A 21827-nucleotide genomic window follows, 5' to 3' on the forward strand; every position below is an offset into this window, starting at 1 on the left:
TTCAATCTTATTGTTCTTTTTAATCTTTTTCATAATTTACCTTTAAAAAAGATTTCTAATTTTTTTGGCCTTTAGACTTTTTAGACAGGCTAATAACTTTAATTTATTTAATATATAAAATAAAACTAAAAAGAGGTGAATGTATGGCGCATTGGCGAAAAGATTGTATATCTATTTTTCTAACAGATAGATGTAATTTACATTGTAAATATTGTTATTGTAATGAAATACACAAAAACACACAAATAGAAAACCATAATATTAACTTTTATAAAATAGGAATAACTGATTTTTATCTTTCACATGGATACATATATTTACGTTTTTTTGCAAATGGAGAACCAACTTTACAAATTGATATTATAAAGGAACTAGTTGAATATTCTAAATTTTTAACAAATAATGTAAAATTCGAATTGCAAACAAATGGAGTCTTTAATAAAAAAATTTCTAAATGGATTTCTGAAAATATTGATATTGTATGGATTTCGTGTGATGGAATGCCGAAAATACAGGATTATTATAGGCCTACTTTAAGTGGGAATTCATCCAGTAAAATAGTTGAAAGTAATATAAAGTATTTAACTAATAATATAAAGTATTTAGGAGTAAGAATTACAATCGGACAAAAAAATATTTTTGGCCAAAAAGAATTAATAGATTATTTTGACTCTTTAAATGTAAAATATTTATACTCTGATTTAATATTTTTACCTATTAATATGAGAGAAAAAGATTTTTTTGAAGAAAAAATTCCTCCACTTATATATGCAAGAGAATATTTAAAAGCTCATAAATATGCACAAAAAAAAGGAATTTTTTATGGATCATATTTTATTATTAATTTTGATGAAAAAACTAGCATTTCATGTAGAGCTTGCAATCCATCACCACATTTAACAATAGATGGTTATGTTACTGCTTGTGATATGTCATATAAAAAAGATGTCTTATCTGATTTAGTTTACGGAAAATATGACAATGAAAAAAAACGTATTATATATGATTATAACAAAATTGAAAAAATTAGAAGTAGGATAGTTGATAATATGAAAGAATGTTCTAATTGTGAAATAAAATATTTTTGCGCTGGTGGATGTTTAGGAGAATCTTTAAATGAGTTAGGTGATTTATTCAAACCAAAAAGGCACAATTGTGAAGCTATAAAATTTTTAGCCAAAGAATTAAAACCCCCTTTAAAACAACTTCCAATTTTTCATCCTTAAAATCTTATATTTTTGAAAGGAGAATTTTTATATGAATTACTTGTTAATAGATCCACAGATTAAAAATGCAGATTATGATTTTCCAAATATAAGATTAACAACATGTGAAGCAGTTTTAAAAGAAAGATACAATATAGAAATATTGGAATTTTTCTATGAAAAAGAAATAGATAAATTAACTTTAGATCAATTTAAAAAATACAAATATGATTTATTTTATAAAGAACTTTTTTTTAAAATTAATAATGTACAAATAGTATATATAGAATGTGAGTATGGCTTTTTGAATGATTGCATTGAAATATCTAAAATAATTAAAAAAATTAATAATAATATAATTATTGTTGTTGGTGGAATTTTTATAAATTATTTATATAATGGAAATATTTTATATGAAGTTTCTAAATTTACAAAATATATAGATTATTATTTTGTAGGAGATTATATATATTTATTAAATAACATAGAAATAATTAAAAAAAACAAAAAAATATATTATAAAAATTTTGAATTAAAACAAAATACATTAAAAGTATCGTGGGAAAAATTTAACTTAAAAAGCTATAAAAATTTGATGGTTCCGGTTTTTTTTTCTAATGGTTGCAGATATAACAAATGCATGTTTTGCGATGAAAATTTAATATGGGGAAATAGGAAATATATATATAGAGACGTTGAACATGTGTTAACTGAATTAAAATATTATTTTGAAAAATACAAAATAACCAATTTTTATTTTTGGGATTCTAGTATTGTGAGTCATCCAGATTTTAAAATATTGTGTAAAAAATTATCTAATTTTGATATTGAAATAAAATGGGTAGGTTTGTCAAGAATCGATGAACTTAATGAAGAAAAAGTAAAAATGTTGAAGGACTCAAACTGCCAAACTATTGAATTAGGACTAGAGGCATTAGATGATCATACTTTAAAAAATATTAAAAAAGGAATTTCTATAAAAGACATCTATAAAACTGTAGAGTTATTAAAAAAATATAAAATTAATGTTGAAGGAAGTTTTATTATTGGAATTCCTGGTGATAATAAAAAAATTATCAATCAGCGAATTACTCTTGCATCTAATTTAGATTTAAATTATTATAGATGGCATAATTATCAGATCCCTTCAATTTCATTAAAATTAAAAAATATTATTTTTGAATATCAAGAATTTCTTAATTTGGATTTAAATATTCCTAATCATCTTATAAGAGAATCTATTAATGATAATATTGGATATTTTGATATGCATATTGCAGACAAGACTTTTTTTTATAAGCTTACAAGATTTCCTAAATTGAAAATTGGATATTTAAGTGTTCAAGAAATTATAGAATTAACATATTCAGCGATTGAAAAAACAAATATTTCAAGGAAGAATAAAGCCTTACATTCTCCTTTTATGTAATTTTGAAAATTTTAAATTAATTTAATTATTAATAAAAATTAAAATTTCGTGGAAGGGGTATAAATAATGAAAAAAAATATTCTTTTAACTGGAGCTACTGGAAAACTAGGACAAAATATTATAAAAATTTTATATAATGAAAAAAAATATAAAATAATAGGTGTTTCAAGTAATCATGAAAAAATTAAACAAATAAGAAAAATTTATCCAAATGTTTTTTGGCTCAAATGTGATTTAAAATATAAAGATGAAATAGAAAGTTTATATAATAAAATAATTAAAGATTATAATAAAATAGATATTCTAATTAATAACGCAGCGATTGATATAGATAAACCTTTTTTAGAAACTAACTTAGAGGAATTTGAAAAACTTTGGAAAGTTAATTTAGTTGCTCCTTATTTACTGATAAAATTATTTTTGCCTAAGATGATATTAAATAGATATGGAACCATTTTAAATATTTCATCAACTTTAAGTGTAAGGACTATTCCAAATGCTACCGAATATTCCATGTCCAAAGCAGCATTATGTTCTTTAACAAGATCTATAGCTGTTGAATTTGGTAAGTATAATATAAATTCAATCTGTTTAAATATTTCTGGTATGAAAGGAAAATTGAAAGATGTTAATGATACTTCTGATATTTTGCAAAGTTCGGATGATAATAATTATGATGATTGGAAAGTAAAAAAAGATAAAATTCCTTTGCGGAGACGTGGGAATTTTCAAGAATATAGTGAAATAATAAAATTTTTAATTTCGGAAAAAGCAAAATACATAAATGGGGAAAGTATTTTTGTTGATGGAGGGATAAATGCACAACAATAAATTATATATTGATTTATTAAAGTATATATTAATAATTTCACAAAAAGGAGGATAATCTATTGAATCAAAAACATATAATAAAAGAATTTAAAGAACAGGTATCTAAAAACAGAAAAAAAACAGCACTTATTACGACAGAAGGAGTACAGTATAGTTATGGAGAAACAGATTTAATTACCGATAATCTTGCTGGTTATTTTTACTCAGTTGGAATAAAAAAAGGGGATATTATTCCTATCATAATGAAAAAAGATGAATTTTTGTTGTTTACAATACTAGCTCTTTTTAAAATAGGAGCTGCATATGTTCCTATATCAGATAATTATCCAGAAAACAAGATAAAAGAAATAATCACTCAATTTTCTGAAAAACCCGTACTTATTAATTTTGAATATAAAAAATATACTTCATTATTTAATAATAAAATTTTTAATGTAAAAAATGGAATGATTAAAAAATCGCATTTTGATGAAAATATTGATATAGAGAATTATGCATACATTTTATTTACATCTGGTAGTACAGGCAAACCAAAAGGAGTTATTGCAAGACATAAAAATCTTTCATGGATTATAAATGAATTACAATTGAAATTTCCTGTTAATATTGAAGATAGATATTTATTTAGCACACCTTTTACATTTGATGTTTCATTATCGGAATTATTTGGTTGGGTTTCTGGTGGTGGAAGTATAGTTATTCCCTGTAAAAGGGATCAGGAATTATTCAAAGAATTAATAGACATTATTTATGAATATAAAATTACACATCTTGCACTTTCTCCTTCGATATTAAGCATGATTTCAGAAAATGAAAAATTTTCTGAAAAATGCAAGGATTTAAAATATTTAATGGTTGCTGGAGAGGTGTTCCCTGTTTCTTTAGCAAATAAGGTAAGAAATATTTTAGATAATACGCAGATTTTCAATCTATACGGGCCTACAGAAACAACGGTATATGCAACAATGTATGAAATAAAGAATAATATTAAAAAAACTGTCCCAATAGGTAAGGCGTTAAATGGCGTAAAAATAAAAATTAAAAAAGAAAAAGGTACTGAAGGTAAAGAAGGTGAAATTTTAGTTGGTGGTAATGGGGTTACAGATGGATATTATAACAATAAGAAATTAACAGAAGAGATGTTTGTACTAATAAATGGTGAAAAGTATTATAAAACGGGGGATTATGGTTATATAAAAGATAATAATATTATATTTCTTGGAAGAAAGGATTCACAGATTCAGATAAACGGAATCAGGGTGGAGTTGGAAGAGATTGAAAACAGAATTTATAATAATTTTCCCATAAAACAATTAAAAATAATTTATTATAAAAAGAAGCTAATTTGTTTTTATATTTCAAATAAAGAAATTGAGGGTAATAAAATTAAAAATGTTTTAAGAAAATTTCTTAATAAATATATGATTCCGGAATTCTATATAAGAATAGATAAAATGCCTTTGAATATTAATAAAAAAATAGATATGAAATCATTAATAAAAATGTTTGAAGAATATTATACACAAACTCTAAGAGTAAAGAATAATATTTCAGATGACTATATAAAACAGAAAATAAAAAATATCATTAAAACAACACTATCATATGAAGATAATGTTTCAGACAATATATCTTTCTTTATGTTGCCAGGCAGTGATTCATTATCATCTTTAAAATTAATAAATAATTTAGAAAAAGTATTTGATATAAATTTATCGGATGATTTTTTATATATATATCCAGACATTAATTCAATGACAGAATATATAGAAAAAAACTTAAATCAGATACATTATAAACCAATATTAAAAAAATTGATTATTTCCTCAGAAAAAACAATCGAGGAATGGTATAAAAAAATTAATAAAAAAATATTGAGCGATAAAATCTTTAAAAAATACGAAACACATTATCTTCAAAAAGTTTATTATTATGATAACTTTAACTCATATATTCATGTAAACATAAATATTCCTTTCATATACGAGCTAAACAAAATCACAAAAGCATTAAATGAATTAATAAATACTCATGAATTACTAAGAAGTAAAATTGTAGAAGAAGATACTTTGTATTTTGTTGAATATAATAAAGGCTTTGATATTTCAGAGGATGTTTTAATATTTGAAAATGAGCCTGAAGAAAGAATTAATGAAATAATAGAAAAAATATTAATAAAAAACAGGTTAAATCATTTATTATATATGTTTTATATAAATTATACCGAAAACTGTATCAAATTAAATATGATCTTTTCACATAATATAATGGATCAGAAAAGTGTTCATGTATTAAAACAAAGTTTCTTTGATATATTAAACGATAAATATGAGAATAAAAATAAATCATATTTTTCAGATTTTGTAAAAATAATAAAAGAAAAAAATAATAACTACAAATTCTTATCAGATGAACATACAAAAGAATTATTCGAAGTTGAAAAACATGGCTTTGTCCCTTATACAGATAATGATATATTAATCGACACTTTTAAAATAAAGAATAAAATCGAAAATGATGAAAAAATAATTTTTATTATAAAAAGGATTCTATCCAAAATATCAAAAATTATGAATATAGAGTCATTAATAGCAAGTACAATTATGAATTATAGAATTTTTAATGACAAGGATTTTTCAAAAAATATAGGAGATTATCATACCTCTATTGTATTTAGATATAGTAATAACTGGACCGAAAATGTTTTTGAACAAAAATTTTTAAAATTATTGAAAAGATATGAAAACGGTTATCAACCCCAACAATTTATCTTCAAAAATTATCCAATAATGAATGAGATACAGAAAAAAATGGAATTTGCTTATGACTTAAATGTATTGGTTTCAATAAATTATCTCGGTGAAATACGTCAAATAGAAAAAGAAGATCTTATTAATAAATTAAAGAAAACTCGAAACACCTTAAAATCTTTTCCAGGTAAGAAAATATATATAACTTCCTTTACAGAAGAAGATAAATGTTATGTATATTACTTAACAGCGCCCGAAAGGTTAAAGGAGATGTCATAATGAGTGTATTATCTAAAAAAAAGAATCAACTTCTTTTAATTTCTGGTAACGCAGTTTCATATATGGGAGATTTGTTTTTTTTATATGCTATTAATTGGTGGATAATATCAAAAACGGGAGATACAAAAATTATAGGAATAATATCATCATTAGTAATATTACCTATGTTAATTCTAAATATAATTGGCGGAACAACTGTAGATATATTAAATAGAAAAAAATTGATGATAATATGTGATTTTATAAATGGGATAACAATGACTTTACTTGGTATAATATCTATTAACTATCCATCCATAACAATGATAGCATTGGTCTATATATTATCTTCTGCTGTTTTTGCAATATTTTCCATTGCAAGTCGTTCAATAGTTTCTGAAGTAATAAATAGTGAAGATATAGTAAGTTTTAATGCATGGTTTAATAGCATGGAAAATATCATAAAAGTAATTTCTCCGCTTTTTAGTATTTCATTGATAAATGTTGTGCCAATACATGTAATTTTCCTGATTAATGGAGCAACATTTCTTTTTTCAGGATTTTCAGAAATTTTTATTGATTATCAATATAAAAAAGATAATTTGACAAAAACAAAAAACGGAATTATTTTATTTAAAAATGGGATTAAATATATATGGAAAAATAAAAATTTAAGAAAAATGATACTAACAGCATCTTTAGTAAATTTTTTTATAGCAGGATACAATCTGTATATACCGTTATTTTCTAAAAGTGTTTTAAATTCTCCAATGGCATATTCCGGAGCATTAACCGCCGAAGCAGTTGGTTCTATTTTTGTTGTTGTAACTTCCAGATTATTTTCAAAGTACGATGAAAAAATACTTACAAATGGTATTATTTTTGGTTTAATGGGATCTTCACTATTATTAATTCAATTTAAAGAAATTATTATGCTTTATATTAGTACTTTTTTATTTGGATTATTTCTTGGACAATTCAATGTTTCATTTTTCAGTTATGTTCAAAAAAATGTTGATTCTGATTATCAGGGAAGAGTATTCTCTGTAATTTTTACACTTGCAAGCATATTAATGCCTGTTGGGAATTTATTTTTTGGTTTTATTGGTAAAATAGTAATACAATACGGTTTTTATATTATAGGAGTTGGAATAATTTTAATTTCATTTTATTTTATACTTAAAAATAATGAAAATATAAAAATATGTGAGTAAATGCATTTTTTATATGAAGTAAATTTTCATTTAATAAAGTTTTATAAAGGGGATGTAACCATTGTGTGGAATTGTTGGGATATATAATTTCAAAGGAAATGTTGAAAAACATGATTTATATAAAATGTTAAAACAAATAGAACATAGAGGTCCAGATTACAAAAATGTTTTTTTAGATAAAAATATTGGTTTAGGACATAATTTATTAAAAATACAGGATATTAGTAATTTATCTCATCAACCATATGTTTTTAATAATCTTGTTATTGTTTATAATGGGGAAATATATAATTTTCAAGAAATAAAAGCAGAACTTAAAACAAAAGGTTATACATTTTTATCATATGGAGATACAGAAGTAGTTGCTAAATCTTTTGATTATTGGGGATTAGATGCAGTAAAAAAATTTAATGGTTTTTTTTCAATTGCAATATACAACAAAGAAAAAAAATCCATCTCTTTAATAAGGGATAGAGTTGGTATAAAACCTTTATATTATTATATCGATAGTGATAGGTTAATATTTTCTTCAGAAATAAAATCTATTTTTTCAGATGATACTATTTGTAAAAATATAAATTTGGATACTATCCTTTTATCTTTTTCTACTAATTTATGGTTGCCATATTATAATACTTTTTTTGAAAAAATTGAAATGTTGGAACCTGGAACTATAATTATTTTTAATAAAAATGGGATTCAAAAAAAATATAAATATTTTAAACCTAGTATAAATATAAAATATAAAAAAGAAAAAAATGCAATCATCCTATTTAAAGAATCAATGAAAAAATCCATTAAATATAAATCTTTGTCTAAATTTCAAATAGCAACTTTTTTATCAGGAGGCATTGATAGTAGTATAATTACAAAAGAATACAGTGATTTAAACAATAGAATAATTGATTCGTTTACCATTTACTATAAAGAAAGAGAAAATAAAGATTTGAAACACGCAGAAAGTCTAACTAAAAAAGAAAAAATTAGGCACCATAAAATTTTAGTAAAACCTGAAAATATAAATATGCAAACATTAGATGAGGTAATTTTTCATATGGAAGAACTTTTGATGGATAAAGTATATATATCTGATTATTTAAATTACAAAGCCGCTAAAGAAGAAGGATTTAGAGTTATTTTAAACGGACAAGGTTCTGATGAATTATGGTTAGGTTATATAAAAATTTGGAATATATATAAATTCGTGGAGAATAATTTTAATAAAAAAATGTTAATAGATAGTTATTTTAAAAAAAATATAGTATTTAAAGAAAAACTTTCAAATTATTCAAAAAATATACTTTTAAATATCTTAGATGAATATATTTCTAATAATATATTAAACGGATACCAAAAAGAATATGAAAATTATACGATTTATGCAATAAAAACCATTTTGCATAATTTATTGTTACAAGAAGATAAGTTAAGCATGGCTCATTCTATTGAGTGTAGAGTTCCTTTTGTAGATGATAATAAAATGCTAGAATTGGGATTAACCATTGATAGCAATTTAAAATTATTTGATAAAAAAGAAAAATATATATTAAGAAAAGCATACGAGAAAATATTACCAAAGAATATTATCCAAAGAAATAAATACCCATTTCCAGAACCTCCAAATAAGTATGATTCTGTAATAAAATTATTATGTAAAAATAATTGGGAAAATATAATAAATAATAAAATAATTTCGTATCTAATAGATACAAAAAAATATTCTAAATTAGATTATTATAATCCAAAAGAACTTTGGTGGTTATTAAATATTTATAGATTTACTGAAATTTTTAACTGAAAAAGATTTAAAGAAAAAATTGGTCTTACTATAAACAATTCTGTCTAATAAGTAAGGTACATAGAAATAAAATAAGACATAATATTATTAACAACAAAAACTCCCCTCTGAAATTCAGAGGGGGGTAATTATTTTTATTTAATTATTTATTCAAGAAAAATTCTAAATCTTCTTTAACAGTAGTAATAGGATTAATTCCAAAATTGTCAACTAATACTTTCAATACATTTGGTGAAACAAATGCTGGTAATTTCGGACCTAATTTTATTCCTTTTACTCCTAAGTATAATAATGCTAATAATACTGCTACTGCTTTTTGTTCATACCAGGCTATATTATATTCAATTGGTAATTCGTTAATATCTTCTAATCCAAATGCTTCTTTTAATTTTAATGCCGTTACTACTAATGAGTAAGAGTCATTACATTGACCTGCATCTAATACCCTTGGAATTCCTCCAATATCTCCAAGATCTAATGTATTATATCTATATTTTGCACATCCTGCCGTAAGAATTACTGTATCCTTTGGTAATTTGGATGCAAATTCTGTATAATATTCTCTTTCTTTATGTCTTCCATCACAACCTGCCATTACAAAGAATTTCTTTATTGCTCCTGTTTTAACAGCTTCAATTACTTTATCTGACACCTGAGCTACTTGTTCATGAGCAAAACCTATTACTAATTTCTTCCCTTCCCTTTCTGGAATTGGTCCTAATTCTAACGCCTTCTTTATAACTGGTGAGAAATCTTTTGGTTTTCCATCTGTTCTATTTGGAATATGAGTTAATTTATCAAATCCTACTAATCCTGTGGTAAATACTCTATCTTTATATGATTCTTTTGGAGGAACTAAACAGTTTGTTGTCATTAATATTGCTCCGCCAAATTCTTCAAATTCTTTATCCTGTCTCCACCATGAACCTCCAAAGTTTCCTGCTAAGTGTTTATATTTTTTTAATTCTGGATAAGCATGAGCTGGTAACATTTCTCCATGTGTATAAACTTTAATTCCTGTTCCTTCTGTTTGTTTTAATAATTCTTCTAAATCTAATAAATCATGCCCACTTACTAAAATTCCAGGTGCATTATATGTTCCGGTATATACTTCTGTAATTTCAGGATTACCATATGTTGATGTGTTTGCTTTATCCAATAATGCCATAGCTTCCACGGCATACTTTCCTGCTTCTAAAACAAGATTTATTAACTCGTCAACAGTAATGTCTTCTCTCAATGTTTCAACTAATCCTTTTTGTAAGAAGTAAAGTATTTCATCATTTGCATATTTTAAAACATATGCATGATCTGCATAAGCAGCTATACCCTTTAAGCCATATATTAATAATTGTTTTAAAGATCTAATATCTTCATTTTCATCTGACATAACTCCTACTTCCATACCTTTTAACTCATATATTTCTGCTCCTCCTGGTTTATACCATTCTGCAGCTTCTGGAACTTTTTCGTCAAATGGTTTGCCTTCTTTTGCTACATATGCATCTAAAAACAAATGTTTTACTTTTTCCCTTAATTCTATTGCTTTATCAATAAAACTGACCATTCTTTCAACAGAAAAATTGACATTTGTAATTGTGCTAAACAATGCTTCTGCAACATATAAGTTTGCTTCATCATCTTTAACTCCATATTCTTTAGCTTTTAATGTCCAAAAAGATAACCCTTTTGTTACCCAAATTAACATATCCTGTAAATTTGCAACTTCTGGAGTCTTTCCACATACCCCTATAGCTGTACAGCCTACTCCTCTTGCAGCTTCTTCACATTGATAACAAAACATACCCATAATTAACACCTCCATAATATTTTAATTTTCGTCATAAATACGTCTTTCACCATCTATTTCCTTTATAGGTGCTATATCCTGAGTTACTTCCAGTGTACCAAGATATTCCCCTTTGTCATTTCTCACAGCAAAATATCTAATATATACATATTTTTCTCCCAATTTTAACCAAAAATCAGCATGATCTTTTTTTCCTGTTTTAAAATCACTAACAATTTTGTTTACTATATCAATACTTTTTTGCGGATGGCAATTTTGTACCTTTCTACCTACTATTGCTCTACTTCTAATAAATATTCTTTCTTTTGATTCACTAAAATATTTCACTTCATCATTCGCATCTACAAAGGTTATATCTATCGGTAAAGTGTTTAACATAAACTTTAATTGCTCAACTGTTAATTCGCCACTTGGCAGTTTTATTTTTCCATCGACTAAATTTTCCTCTTTCTTCACTTCTATTTCTAATGGTTTTGGATCAAAGCAACAATATCCTATTTCATCAAATTGTTGGCGAATATCAATCCATTCATCATCACTGATAAGTTTTAATGCTGTCGGAAACAATACAGAGTGTTCTTTACGAACATGATTCATGAAAAATTCTAATAAAAATAAAGATAAATTATATAATTCTTTTTTTGCCTCTTCAAAATTTCTATTTTCCTTTATTGCGATAATTTTTTTTCTTAACTCTCTTACTTGATCATGTTCTTTCCACATTACTGCTGGCGGTTTAGTAATTCCATGTTTTTCTATATACGGAAAAAGTACATTTTCTTCTTTTAAAAAATAATTTTCAGCTGCCATTAATTCATCTAAATACATACTTAATTTCATAAATATCGGAAATGCTTCCTGTATAGATTTTTTAGACAATATTTGTTTTGCTATATCTCTAATTCCTTCAGCTGTTTTAATTATATGCTCATGTTCTTTCATTAAGATAAATATAGGGTGCCATTCCTCAACATCAATTTTTTCTTGATCAATATACTCTTTAAAAAGTCCTAAATGCACATCACAGACAGACTGAATTTGTTCAATTGTTATACCTTCATTTTCCATCAATTCTTGTTCAACAACAGCAATGTCTTCTGCAGATAATTCTTTTATTGTTTTTTGTAATTCCTCTTTTAATTTTTCATTGTCTTTTTCATCATTTACTCTTCTTATTAAGTTTTTTAAATATTCCTTTTTATTAAATAGTTCACTCATTCCCATCACCCACTTTGTGATTTTTTTATTTTTTCTTCTCGAGTTAATTATAACTTTTTTTATCCATTTTGTCTGTAACATAGATTACACTTTAATTTTTCGAATAAAGAAAGAGATCTTTAGTTTAATAATGTCCTCTCAGCCATATAATTTACTTTTATCTAATATATATACTTTATTCCCTTCCTTTTTTATCACCCCCTCACTTTCAAGTTTAGAAAATGCTCTTGATAGTGCTGGCCTTGTTGAACCAAAAAGATGTGATAATTGTTCAATTGAATTTTCTAAGATTATATAATCATCTTCACTTTTTAATTTTGAACTAATATAAAGCAGTATTTTATCTCTTAAGTTGTTTAGAGTAATAAACCATAATTTTTGAGATATAAAATTAAATTTTGTACCTAAAAATTCTATTAATTCTTTTAAAAATTCTTTATTTTGAATACATAAATCAAATACTTTTTCTTTCGGCAAATATCCTATAACCGACTTCTCTTCGGTAATAATATCTACGGGCAATTCGCTATTCTTTGCTAATGTTGAGCTGATTGCTAAAAGACTAGGTGCATTAATTTCTTCTATGACTAGATTTTTTCCATTATAGTCAGTCATCTCAGCTCTTATTTTGCCATGAATCAAAACCATTATTTCATCTATTTCTTCTCCTCTTGCTTTAACCAAAACATTTTTGTTATATTCTTTAAAAACAATATCTCTTTTCTCTATTAACTCTTCTATTTCAGATATTTTCAATTTTTTAAAAATATCCATTTTTGAAAATTGTTGAACAATAGGATGCATAATATCACCTCAAAATAATTATAGCATAATTTCTATTAAACATGTCGGATTTATTAAAAATGACAGAAATGTGATAAAATTAAATTGAGAAAAAAAAAGGGGTGGTTTTATGCATATTTTAACAAAAGAAGAAATGAAGAAAATCGATAAATTAACTTCTGAAGAATATGGAATTGGTTCAGAAATATTAATGGAACAAGCTGGTATTTCAATTTATAACGAAATTATTAAAAACTTTAAAAAAAATACTCACTTTTTATTTGTTTTGGGAACAGGAAATAATGGTGGTGATGGTTTGGCTGCTGCAAGATTGCTATATAATGAAGGATATAAAAATTTAAAAATAATTATTATTGGAAATAATCAGAGTAATTTATTTAAAAAACAATTAGAAATAATAAAAAAGTTTAAATTTGATAATTTTATTAAATACGACAAAAATTTTGAAAATCATGTGAGTACTGCCGACTGTATTATTGATGGATTAATAGGTATCGGTTTAAAAGATGATTTAAAAGAAGAAACTCAAGAAGTTATTAATATTATCAATTCAAAAAAAAGAGGAATTGTCATTTCAATTGATATCCCATCTGGAATAGATGCTAATACAGGAAAAATTTCAAAAAATGCCATAAAAGCTGATAAAACTATTACTTTTGGAAGCTATAAACTTGGACATATTTTTTTCCCTGGAAGAGAATATTCTGGTAAAATAATTGTTGCACCTCTTTCTTTTCCAAAGGATTTATTTTCATTGTCTCATAGAGAACTTGTAACTTCAGATATGGTAAAAAAATTACTACCAAAAAGGCCAAAATTCTCACAAAAATATGATTTTGGAAATGTTCTTATACTTGCAGGGTCTTCCGAATTTCCAGGTGCCTCAGTTTTATCAGCTATAGGAGCTCAAAAAATTGGCGCAGGATTAGTTAAACTTATAACTCCTAGTTCATTGTCTTCTTCAGTTTTAGAGCATGAACCTGGAATAATTTATAAATCTCTAAATAAAAACAAATTTTCATTAAGAGATATTGATATTATATCTAAAGATATAAAAAAAGCTTCTGTTATTGTTATTGGACCTGGGTTAGGACGTTCAAACGAAACTATGCAATTCGTAAGAAATGTTGTTGAATATTCCACATCTCCAATAGTTGTTGATGCTGATGCTCTTTATGCTGTTGATGCTTTAGCGTTAAGAAAAAACATCGTTTTAACTCCACATGTTGGCGAAATGCAAAGAATTGTAAGAACTGATGAAATTGATATAAGACAAAATTATGATTATACTGAATATTTTGCTAAAAATAAAAAAGCTACTATTGTATTTAAAGATGTTACTACTACAATAACAAATGGAGAAAAAACATATTTTAATATTACCGGTAATACCGCTTTATCAAAAGGTGGAAGTGGTGATTTATTAACAGGTATAATTGCCGGATTAATTGCTCAAGGATTAAATGTAATGGAAGCAAGTATTATCGCTTCTTATTTATTAGGAAGAACTGCTGAAATAGTTAGCGCTGAAAAGACTGAATATTACACTACACCTCTTGATATTGCAAAAAATTTGTATAAAGCATTATTGGAGGTTATAAATGCTTAAAAGATCATTACTTCAACAATTAAAGCAAAAACAAAAATTAACTCAAAAACAAATCCAGGCATTAACAATTGTTCAAATGCCATTAAACAAGCTTGATAATGAAATTAAAGAATTCATTTTAGAAAATGTTTTTTTAAAGTTCGAAGATGAAAATCTCAATTTATATAGTTTAGATTATCTTGATTATATTTTAGAAACTACAACATATAAAATAAGTTTTTTAGATGAAATAAAACCTCTATATTTAGCTTTGGTTCCTGATAATCTTGAAATTATAGCTGAAACATTGTTTAACTATCTGGATAACAATGGAATATTAACTATTCCCAAAAAAGAATTTATAAAAAAATATAATATAACAAAAAAAGAATATGAACTATTAATTGATATTCTAAAAAATTTAGGTCCAACTGGTTTTGCTGAAGAATCTTTAGAAAAGGCTTTAAAAATAAGAGAAAAAAGTGGAGAAAGCGGATTCCCCCTTTCGAGTTTGGAAACTAACAATAATATTATATACATAAATGCAACCCCTGATGTAATCTTTTTTAAAGATAATAATGATATTAAATGGGAAATTAATATTCCTAAAATACCAGAAATCGATGATCTTTATCTGAAAAATTTAAAGAAAATAAAAGAAAAAAATTTAAAAAAATACATAGAAAAAGAAATGGAAAAATTGTATATAATAAGAAATGCTATTAATAAAAGAAAAGAATATTTAAATACGTTAGCTGAATTAATGGTTAAAGAAAATTTTGATTTTTTAGAATCAGGTAATAATCCAAAAAGATTGGGAATAAGAGATGTTGCATCAAAATTAGATATTTCTCCTTCCACTGTTAGCAGAAGTGTGTCTTCAAAATATTTCATGAATCTTAAAAAGGTTGTTATGCCTTTTTCCAGCATTTTTAATACAAAAGAATCTCAAAATAATAAAAAAGAGATAATTATCAATTTTATAAAAAAGCATATGGATATTTCTGATAACAAATTATCAAAAATGATTGAAAAAGAATTAAATCTCAAAATATCAAGAAGAACAGTAAACAAATATAAAAACCAATTGAAAAGAGGGGCATAATAATGCAAACGTTTATAGTGTCTGGCGGAAATCCAAAAAGTTCGTTGAAATATTATAAAAATATTATTGATGATTCAGATATTTTAATTGCTGTAGATAAGGGAATCGAATTGTTTAAAACTATTGATATTGAGCCTGATTATTTAATTGGAGATTTGGATTCTGCATCACAAGAATCCATAGAATGGGCTGAATCAAATGGTGTTGAAATTATTAAATATAGACCCGAAAAAGATTTCACTGATATAGACTTAGCTGTTGAATTTGCTTTAGAAAAAAAGGCAAATAAAATTATTATATCTGGATTTCTAGGAAACAGGTTAGATCACATTTGGGGTGCAATTGTTTTATTAAATAAATTTAACGCAAATATTTTTTTTGAAGAAGAGTTTTTGGAAATATCTAAAATTCCCAAAAATTTCGAAAAAGTTGTAGAAATTGGTGAAACATGGTCAATTCTTTCATTAACAGAAAAAACTGAAGGAATTTACCTCGAAGGATTTAAATACCCTTTAAAAAATGGAGCATTATTTTTTAATAATCCAATTGGTATTAGTAATGAAACTATTAATGATAAAATAGAAATTTCTTATACTAAAGGGTGCTTAATATACTTTAGATGGAAGAAGAATAATCAGAGAAAATGAGCAAAAATTTCATTTTTGCTCATTTTTTTAAGAATTACAAATTTTATTTCTTCCATCTTTTTTAGCTCTATACATTAAACAATCTACTTTCTTTACTATTTCTGAAAATGTGGTATTTTGGTCATAACTGGTTATTCCAAAACTACATGTAATTCTATTATTAATTCCAAAATCTGTTTTATAGATTGTTTTTCTTAATTCTTCTGCTAAAACTTTTGCCTCTTTTAACTTTGTATGGGGTAATATTATAGCAAATTCATCACCACCCCATCTAAAAAATATATCTGTTTTTCGTATTCTACTTTTTATTAATTCAACAAGTTTTTTTAAAATTTCATCTCCAACTTTGTGTCCATAATTATCATTTATCATTTTAAAATTATCTATATCAAATAGCATCAAAGAAAAAATATTTTTTGTTCTTTTAGCTCTTTCTATTTCTTCTTTTAACCTAATTTCAAAATATCTTCTATTATAAATACCTGTCAAATGGTCAGTTATAGAGAGTATTTTATTTTGCTCTAACATATAACTATTTGAAATCATCAAACCATATATATTAGAGCTATTAAGCATGAAGTTCAAGTATCTATCGAAATATTGTGGAAATAAAAAACCTTCACACTTTATATAACCAAAAATCTTTTTTCCATACTCTAATTTAACAATAAATCCTTTGTTTTTTCTTATTATTTCGTATTTTTCTCCTGACAAAATATCTTCTCCATCATATTCAATATATTGAATATTTTTTGGAGCAAAAAATATTTTCACTTGATTTATAATACCATTAATAATCATTTCTTTAGATTCTAATTCTGAAAAGTCTTTTATCATATTTAAAACGGCTATATAATTACTTTTTTCAATATCCAACGCTTTTATTTCTTCTTCTTTTTTCTTAATTTCATTTTCTAATATAAAGTCATTTAAAATTTTTGAAACTAATATTTCCAAATAATCTAGTTCTATTTCTTCAATAAAATATGGTAATAAAATATAATCGGAAAATGCTTTTAATTTCTCTTCAATTTTATTGCTAGTTTTAGTGTCAAAGAGAATTATTTTTTTAAATGATTCTTTATAAAATCTTTGGGCTGTTTTTCTGTCAAAACCATATGATAAAATATTTTCTTTCCATTTTTCCACCCACCATGGAGTTATAATATATGCTCTTTCTTTTAAATGTTTATCTACTTTATTTTTGCTAAAAATATATAAACAATTATCCAAATTATAAAATTTTACGTCTTTTTTTACATTTTCTGGTAATTCTTTTTGCAACTCACAAAACCTTCCACATATACAAATAGAATTCTTTATGTTTTCTAAATTTCCCTTGATAAATTTTGATTTTTTTATTTTTTGATGATAGGTACAGTAAGATGGAAAAGAAAAAACTTCTATATTGTATTTTAAGTTCTCCTTAATCATCTCAAATTCTTTTTTAAAACTTTCACATACGTATAATTTTATTTTGTCTTCCATAAAATTCAATCCTTTTTTAAGGGATATTTCCCATATTTTTTTACAACTTCTGCAATTGAAAGAAGAACATTTTCATCAACTTCCCACGGAATATCACCATGGTTATCAGAAAGGATAAGCCCTCCACCTTCTGCACCTTCAAATATTATTTTTTTAACATTTCTTTCAACATCTGAATAATTCCATTTTCTCATAGAAATACCGTCAAGATTACCAATCAAACTCATTTTTCCATATGTCTTGTTTTTCAGATTCTTTATATTATCATTTTTACTTATTCCCAATGCTAATGCTTTAGTTTTTAATAGTTCTTCAACAATACCTTCTGTTTTCGCAGAAGCAAGATGGATTGCAGCAGGACCATTTATTAAATTTAATGTTTTTTGAGCTATTTTATATCCTGTTTTTAATATTATATCTTTAGGAAGCATTTCTGTTGAAAGCATAGGATCAAAGTAAACTATCATATCTGCACCTGCTTTTAATTGCATATTAGCCCAAGAGATCGAAAATTTTATATTCTTATTTATCAAATTCCAAAAATAGTCAGGATAAAAATAGATTAATTCTATATACTTATCAAATCCCAATTGCATTATAGGCAACGAAAATGGAGAAATAATAACTCCAATAATAGGGACATCATCAGAACTTTTTTCTTTTAATTTTTTTTGCAATTCAAAAACTTGTTCTAATGGTTTTGAATATTTAACATTAGGAATTTCTAAGCTATTTATATGCTCAAAATTTTTTATAATAGGTTCTGCTGCATTTGGTGGACCGTTTTCTATAAAAATAGTTCTTCCCCCAAATGATTCTATTTCTAAAGATGCATAAAAAAAAGTGCAGTAACAATCGTTATTATATTTTTCTCTCATTTTCATCTGTGCAATAACTATATTTTCATAATTAGAAAAATATTCTTTTACAGACATACCTAATTCTTTAGCACCATAATAAGAAAAACATAAAAACAATGGAACCCTATCTGGTTCTTTAAAACTTATTGAGATATACGTTCTTTCTTTAGATGTCATTTCTTTCATCATTTTTCACCATCTTTTTTAATATTTCAAATATCTGAAAAGCGTGTGTTGCATGTGCGTCTGCTTCTACATCTTTCCAAAGAGTTTTATCAATTCTAAAAGGAGCACCTCCCACAATTATTTTAGTTTTCTTTCCTTTTTCTTGCAACTTTCTTTTTAAATAATTTACTTTCAAAGCAGACGGTAACATCAATGTTGATATTAGTAATATTTCTATATTGTCTTTAATTACCAAATCCACAACTTCATCGACACTTTTTCCCATCCCATAATCTTTAAGCACGTAACCTGCAGATTGTAAAATTGATTGAACAATTTTTTTACCAAGTGTATGATAATCTTCTAAAACAACTATTGCTAAATTTAAATCAATTTTGTTTTTAACTTGAGTGTCTTTTATCCATTTCCCCATCAATTCTTCACAGATAATACCACTAATATATACTTGAGCTAAAGATATCTCGCCATTTTCCCATAATTCTCCTATTTTTTCAAGAGATTCTACTATTAATTTTTCAATTAAGAAAAAATTAGAAATATATTTTTCCACTATTTGTGCTGATTGAACCTTATCTCCTTTCAATAGAACATTAGTAAATTCCGTTATAATTTCATTCATATTTTGACCTCACACTTTTCTTTTTATTAAAATTATATCACAAAAAAGTAAATTTTTCAATGTCGAAATAGCTTAATATTTCAAATTCTTAATATAATTCAATATTATAAAGCTATATAAAAAACAAAGACCCCAAAAAGGGGCCTATTCCAAAAAGGGGACGGAATGAAGGTGTCTTATTTATTTAATGGATATAATGAATCTATATAAATTTGTTTAACTATATCTTTTGTTGCTTTTATAGGAGCTAAACTCAATAATAAATCCAATGATGGTGTATTAAATGCTAATTCAACTAATTTATCTATATCACTTTCTTTAAATCCTTCATCTGTAAGTTTTTGTGTAACTCCAATATTAAATAACCATTTTTCAATTCCTTTTGCGGCATATTCAGCTTCTCCTGGAACACCTTTTAAATCTGGTACAATTGGACTATAAATTTCAGCAAGAACTTCTGGTTGTGCGGGATATATAGCTTTTACAACTGCAGGTAAAAGCATAGCTAATCCTAAACCATGTGGTAAATCTGGTTTAATTCCACTTAAAGGATGCTCTAAAGCATGTGTAAAGTGCAATAATCCATTATCAAATGAAATACCCGCTATAGCTGATGCGTAAAGCAAGAAATATCTTGCTGTTAAATCTCCAGGTTTTGCTTGAGCTTGAGGTAAATACTTTGATACTAATCTAATTGTTTCCTTTGCTAAAAGTATTGAGTATGGTGAAGCTGCTAAAGTAGTTGCTGCCTCAGTAACATGATTTATTGCATCAATTGCTGTATATGTTGTTTGTGTCCATGGCAATGACTTTGTAATTTCCGGATCATCAATAGCAAATACAGGATATATACTATCATAAGCTAATGCTGGTTTATAACCTTTTTCTTCAATAGTTGCAACTGCAAATCTGTCAACCTCTGTACCTGTTCCGTGAGTAGTATTAACTGCAATTATAGGTAAAGCTTCTTCCGGTACAAATTTTAATTCATATAAATCTGCTCCTGTATAATTTTTATATTTTTCATGTAATAATACGGCTACACTCTTGGCAGTATCAATATGACTTCCTCCACCAACACCAATGACTGCACCTGCACCAAATTCTAATCCAATCTTTTTAGCTTCATCAATCATTTTAACATTTGGATTTGGTTTTACTCCATTATATACAATATATGAAATATCTGCTTCATCCAAAAATTTCTCTACTTTTTCTTTAATTCCTGTTACATTATAAACAACATCATCTGTTATAATAATAACCTTCTTAATATCTTTTTTGTTTAAAAAATCACAAATGTCTTTAAATTTATTTATTGCTCCAACTCCAAAATATGCTGTTGTTTTGCATCTTAATTCAAAAACATTGTAAATATCAACTTTGTTTTCCCATGCACCATTTAATAACATACTTCCCACCTCCATTATATATTTTAGGCTAATCACCCTATCTATTATAATTTTTACACACTATAATATGATTCTTATAAACACTTTTGTTTTGTTATAAAGGTTAAAAAAATCACAATCTTTAAAAACAATAATTTTTTCGTTAGTTTTACGAAATGTATTGATATTTTTTCCACTTTTATTCTACCAAAAAATTATTACAAAAACTTTTCCTACTTTTTAAAAATTGTGAATATTTTCTCAAAAGATTTGAGTATATACTGAAATTAAAAAAACTGGCTTCCAATTCCAGATTGTGACATAATTCAAGCGCAGAAGTGAGCTACAACGACAAATTGTATTATTATACAAAAAAATTTAGATAATTATTTATTCTATTTTTTTCAAAAAAGTTTTGTTTTCCAAGTAATAAAAAGAGAATACGTCTAAATATAAACAAAAAACGTCCAGCATGGTAACTGGACGTTCTTGTTAACCCCTAAGGGGATTTTAATGGCTCCGGCGGAGGGATTCGAACCCCCAGCCTAGTGGTTAACAGCCACCCGCTCTACCGTTGAGCTACGCCGGAACAACTTCCGGAGTATATTATAACATAAGTTTCAAAA

Annotated in this window: 16 protein-coding genes and 1 tRNA gene; 9 read left to right on the forward strand and 8 right to left on the reverse strand. The window is 25.4% G+C overall.

Features of this window, described 5'->3' with window-relative positions; all coding sequences use genetic code 11:
* Positions 1-143: 143 nt before the first annotated feature.
* From BUA62_RS08015 to asnB, 6 genes are all read left to right on the forward strand, one after another.
* The gene (locus tag BUA62_RS08015; RefSeq protein WP_072865260.1) at positions 144-1226 is read left to right on the forward strand and encodes a radical SAM/SPASM domain-containing protein; all 1083 of its coding nucleotides are present in this window, start codon (positions 144-146) and stop codon (positions 1224-1226) included.
* Between the two features lie 31 nt (positions 1227-1257).
* Entirely contained in the window at positions 1258-2634 is a 1377-nt protein-coding gene (locus tag BUA62_RS08020; protein WP_072865262.1) for a B12-binding domain-containing radical SAM protein, read from the forward strand.
* Between the two features lie 66 nt (positions 2635-2700).
* Complete coding sequence (locus BUA62_RS08025) at positions 2701-3465, forward strand: SDR family oxidoreductase (RefSeq protein WP_072865264.1); 765 nt, start codon at positions 2701-2703, stop codon at positions 3463-3465.
* 59 nt (positions 3466-3524) lie between these two features.
* Entirely contained in the window at positions 3525-6494 is a 2970-nt protein-coding gene (locus BUA62_RS08030; protein ID WP_072865266.1) for a non-ribosomal peptide synthetase, read from the forward strand.
* Positions 6494-7687: an MFS transporter gene (locus tag BUA62_RS08035; protein WP_047266229.1), complete on the forward strand. Its 1194-nt coding sequence runs from the start codon at positions 6494-6496 to the stop codon at positions 7685-7687. Before BUA62_RS08030 ends, BUA62_RS08035 begins: the two co-directional genes overlap by 1 nt.
* A gap of 61 nt (positions 7688-7748) precedes the next feature.
* Entirely contained in the window at positions 7749-9485 is a 1737-nt protein-coding gene (gene asnB, locus BUA62_RS08040) for an asparagine synthase (glutamine-hydrolyzing) (RefSeq protein WP_072865268.1), read from the forward strand.
* A gap of 142 nt (positions 9486-9627) precedes the next feature.
* On the opposite strand, the gene hcp is transcribed toward asnB, so the two are convergent.
* From hcp to BUA62_RS08055, 3 genes are all read right to left on the reverse strand, one after another.
* Positions 9628-11289, reverse strand: coding sequence for a hydroxylamine reductase (gene hcp, locus BUA62_RS08045; protein ID WP_072865297.1), 1662 nt, complete (start codon positions 11287-11289; stop codon positions 9628-9630).
* 27 nt (positions 11290-11316) lie between these two features.
* Entirely contained in the window at positions 11317-12513 is a 1197-nt protein-coding gene (locus BUA62_RS08050) for a DUF438 domain-containing protein (RefSeq protein ID WP_072865299.1), read from the reverse strand.
* 138 nt (positions 12514-12651) lie between these two features.
* Positions 12652-13317 carry a Crp/Fnr family transcriptional regulator gene (locus BUA62_RS08055; protein WP_072865270.1) on the reverse strand — a complete coding sequence of 222 codons (666 nt, stop codon included), beginning with the start codon at positions 13315-13317 and terminating at the stop codon, positions 12652-12654.
* A gap of 109 nt (positions 13318-13426) precedes the next feature.
* Between BUA62_RS08055 and BUA62_RS08060 the strand changes: the two genes are divergently transcribed.
* Genes BUA62_RS08060 through BUA62_RS08070 form a run of 3 tightly spaced genes read left to right on the forward strand, consistent with a single transcriptional unit; the run spans position 13427 to position 16657 of the window.
* On the forward strand, positions 13427-14926 hold the full coding sequence (locus BUA62_RS08060) for a bifunctional ADP-dependent NAD(P)H-hydrate dehydratase/NAD(P)H-hydrate epimerase (protein WP_072865273.1): 1500 nt from the start codon (positions 13427-13429) through the stop codon (positions 14924-14926).
* Positions 14919-16010: an RNA polymerase factor sigma-54 gene (locus tag BUA62_RS08065; protein WP_072865275.1), complete on the forward strand. Its 1092-nt coding sequence runs from the start codon at positions 14919-14921 to the stop codon at positions 16008-16010. The genes BUA62_RS08060 and BUA62_RS08065 overlap by 8 nt, the downstream gene beginning before the upstream one ends.
* Positions 16011-16012: 2 nt before the next feature.
* Positions 16013-16657: a thiamine diphosphokinase gene (locus BUA62_RS08070; RefSeq protein WP_072865277.1), complete on the forward strand. Its 645-nt coding sequence runs from the start codon at positions 16013-16015 to the stop codon at positions 16655-16657.
* 27 nt (positions 16658-16684) lie between these two features.
* Here BUA62_RS08070 and BUA62_RS08075 read toward each other — a convergent pair whose 3' ends face one another.
* The 5 genes from BUA62_RS08075 to BUA62_RS08095 form a co-directional block, all read right to left on the reverse strand.
* Complete coding sequence (locus tag BUA62_RS08075) at positions 16685-18145, reverse strand: diguanylate cyclase (protein WP_072865279.1); 1461 nt, start codon at positions 18143-18145, stop codon at positions 16685-16687.
* A 5-nt stretch (positions 18146-18150) separates the two neighbouring features.
* On the reverse strand, positions 18151-19194 hold the full coding sequence (locus BUA62_RS08080; protein ID WP_072865281.1) for a uroporphyrinogen decarboxylase family protein: 1044 nt from the start codon (positions 19192-19194) through the stop codon (positions 18151-18153).
* Positions 19172-19810: a cobalamin B12-binding domain-containing protein gene (locus BUA62_RS08085; protein ID WP_072865283.1), complete on the reverse strand. Its 639-nt coding sequence runs from the start codon at positions 19808-19810 to the stop codon at positions 19172-19174. Before BUA62_RS08085 ends, BUA62_RS08080 begins: the two co-directional genes overlap by 23 nt.
* A 176-nt stretch (positions 19811-19986) precedes the next feature.
* Complete coding sequence (locus tag BUA62_RS08090) at positions 19987-21222, reverse strand: iron-containing alcohol dehydrogenase (protein ID WP_072865284.1); 1236 nt, start codon at positions 21220-21222, stop codon at positions 19987-19989.
* 493 nt (positions 21223-21715) lie between these two features.
* Positions 21716-21790: transfer RNA gene (locus BUA62_RS08095), tRNA-Asn, on the reverse strand.
* Positions 21791-21827: the final 37 nt, after the last annotated feature.

Source organism: Marinitoga hydrogenitolerans DSM 16785 (assembly GCF_900129175.1).
GTDB lineage: Bacteria > Thermotogota > Thermotogae > Petrotogales > Petrotogaceae > Marinitoga > Marinitoga hydrogenitolerans.